General features: G+C 61.4%; 4 protein-coding genes. All 4 read right to left on the bottom strand.

Features of this window, described 5'->3' with window-relative positions; genetic code table 11:
* Positions 1-43 precede the first annotated feature (43 nt).
* Positions 44-484, bottom strand: coding sequence for a DUF1810 domain-containing protein (locus SGJ19_21140; protein ID MDZ4782760.1), 441 nt, complete (start codon positions 482-484; stop codon positions 44-46).
* A 55-nt stretch (positions 485-539) separates the two neighbouring features.
* A complete protein-coding gene (locus SGJ19_21145; protein ID MDZ4782761.1) occupies positions 540-983 on the bottom strand; it encodes a hypothetical protein in 444 nt (147 codons plus the stop codon).
* 6 nt (positions 984-989) lie between these two features.
* Positions 990-1,982 (bottom strand): hypothetical protein, encoded by a 993-nt coding sequence (locus SGJ19_21150; GenBank protein MDZ4782762.1) that lies wholly within the window; start codon positions 1,980-1,982, stop codon positions 990-992.
* A 259-nt stretch (positions 1,983-2,241) separates the two neighbouring features.
* Positions 2,242-2,481 (bottom strand): hypothetical protein, encoded by a 240-nt coding sequence (locus tag SGJ19_21155; protein MDZ4782763.1) that lies wholly within the window; start codon positions 2,479-2,481, stop codon positions 2,242-2,244.
* Between the last annotated feature and the right edge of the window lie 85 nt (positions 2,482-2,566).

Genomic DNA, 2,566 nt, shown 5'->3' on the forward strand with positions numbered 1-2,566 from the left:
GCTTACGCGTCGGTGAATCGGGTGAGAATCTTCGTGTGACGGTTTAGCCCGCCGGGGCGTCGCTGCGCATCAGCTGCAACGTCTGTTCGTCGCGCGCTCCGCCGAAGTACTTGTCGAGCAATTGCTCAAACACGGAGTTGGCCGGGGTGACCTGCGCGAAAAGCGTAGCGCAAGAACGGAGTTTCATGTCGTCCGGCGCGCCGAAAATCTGCTGGCAGGTTAGTCCGTGAAGCGCCAGCAACGACTCGGCGCATGCGATCAGTCGTTCGCCCAGTTGCGGGTGCAGCAAGTAGGCCTTCGCTTCTTGGCTGCTCCGGATCGCATAGCGTTGGGACATGGCGCTCGAGCCGAGCCCCGCGAATTGTGGAAAGATAAACCACATCCAGTGAGATCGCTTGCGCCCGGCGCGGATTTCGGCAATGGCGCTGGAGTACGCTTGCTCATGCGCGTCGACAAAGCGTTGGAGGTCGTAGGGGTCGTCCATGGTCGCGAGAAGTTCGATAAGGAAAACCTGGGCAATGAGCGTGGGCTTGGCTCCTTCAGTCGTCGAGCCGCTCTAGCATGAGCCAACGCCGGCTGGGCAATCCGACCGGCCGCCGGATCGGCTGGCGGAACGGCAAATTCAGGCCCCAGCGTGGTGATTCGAGCACTTTCAACTTCCAAGTCTCCGCGGCGAAAAAAGTGAACATGAGCGTGCGCGGCCCCGGGGACGCGACGTTGTTTAGGATTCCCGGCGCATACGCCGCGCCCAGTTCAAGTTGATCCAAAAGCTGAAATTCCGAGGTCAGTAAGTAAAGGTGCAAGCCTTCCTCGTGAGGCGTGCCTTCGGTCAGCAACAGCAAGTAACGATCGCCGACGGAGTATTGGCGCTCCAGTATGGAACCATCGACTTCGCAGTCCGTCGCGCGTCCCTGGAAGGTCAGCGACGATCGCGGCGTCGCCGCCGCGATCGGCTTCACGTCGAAGGATTGGATCTCATGCATGCCAGTTTATGGCGTCAGCCATTCGAAAGTGAGGTCGGCGCCAAAGGCCGCCAGGGCGCCTCCCACGAACACGCCCACCGTAACGCAGACCGGGGCGCCAGGTCCGCAGAGCAGGCCTGCCGCTGCACCGCCCCCGGCGCCGCCTAGGATTCCCGCACCGAGCGACGTACTTTCTTTCGCCGCCTGTCGCATCGGCTGTTCGGCCGTTGCGACATTGTAAACCGCGAACGCCGCACTTACGAAAACCAATCCCCGACCAAGCTTCGACCAACGCGCCGCCTGCAAGGTGACTTGCGGACGAGGTCGCCCTGACGAATCGACGATCTCCAGCCAGACCTTGTTCTTCTCCAACTTGGAGAGCATCGTGAAATCACGCTTATACAATTGGCTGGCATATTTGACTTCCAACTCCTGCAGCGTCTTACCCGTCGCCTTCAGGGCCTCGGCCTGCGCCCGGCCGATATCGCTGCTGTTGATGCGCGCCGCGTCCATGATGGCGTTACGGATCTTACTGGCTTCTTGCGCGCCCTGCGCGGGCGTGAGCCGGCCCAGTTGCACCTCTTCACGGATCACTTTTGCCACGAACTCGGTTTCCCGAATGTAGCCCTGGCGGACAGCGCCGTCCTGAATGAACCGGCCGCCGAAATTCGCGGCCTCTGTCTTCAATTCCGCCAGCGCGGTCTCCAGGTCCGCGGCGCCGCTCAACACGCCTGGGGCGCCGTTCCCATTCGGTCCGCCCGGCGCGGCGTTCGCATTCAAGGCGGCCAAGGTCCGGCCGTTGGGATCCACTCGCCCGTCGGCCACATTGAATTTGGCCACGCGGCGCTGAAACTCCTCGATCGCGCCGATCAAGGCCGGCGTGGAACGTCCATCCTCCGGCAAGCGTTGTAAAGGCATCAGCCGGCTGAGATTGGCATTCAACAGCGATTGAACCGCCTTCACGTCGTCAAACCGATTCACCCCGCCCTTGCCCACCGATCCCGCGATCTGCCGAGTCATATCGCCCCCTTGAGATTTCGCGTAGCCGACCATCGCCAAACCACGCCGGCGCCATCCGGCACGCGGCGGGGAACACGCATGTCCCTACTACTATAGCGGCGTTCCAACGAACCTCGGGCAACCCGCGCGGCGATTTTTTTCCGGCACGCCGCAAGTGGTCGCCGGCAAATTGCCTGACGGGAGACGACGCCGCCTGCATGTCAGGCAACTAGCCGGCGCGGATTTAGGATGTTGGTTGGCTTCACTGGCCGTACATGGACTATATGTACGATTCTCGCCAGTCGCGGATTGTCAGCACGTCGATCCATTCGAAATGCGAGACGTTGCCTGTCACCAGCGTTCGACTGTGTTCGAGCGCCGTGGCGGCGATGATCAGATCGGCGTCGTTGCGCGCAACGCCCTGGCGGTGCGCGAGTCCCCAAAGATCGGCTGCCCGGTCGAGGATCGCATCGGTGATGGGCAGTATCAGGCTATGGCGACAGAATATTTGGTTCTTCACCCAATTCCGGGGAATGAGGGGATGAGTTGAGTCAACGGCAGGTCTGCTTCATGTTGCTGGGTGTTGACGAAACCAGTGACACTGA

The sequence above is a fragment of the Planctomycetia bacterium genome, from assembly GCA_034440135.1.
Lineage (GTDB): Bacteria > Planctomycetota > Planctomycetia > Pirellulales > JALHLM01 > JALHLM01.

What these genes read in the sequence shown, in the direction of transcription:
- SGJ19_21150 (MDZ4782762.1), bottom strand. Translation starts at nt 1,982, where the DNA reads ATGACTCGGCAGATCGCGGGATCGGTGGGCAAGGGCGGGGTGAATCGG.
- SGJ19_21140 (MDZ4782760.1), bottom strand. Translation starts at nt 484, where the DNA reads ATGGACGACCCCTACGACCTCCAACGCTTTGTCGACGCGCATGAGCAA.
- SGJ19_21145 (MDZ4782761.1), bottom strand. Translation starts at nt 983, where the DNA reads ATGCATGAGATCCAATCCTTCGACGTGAAGCCGATCGCGGCGGCGACG.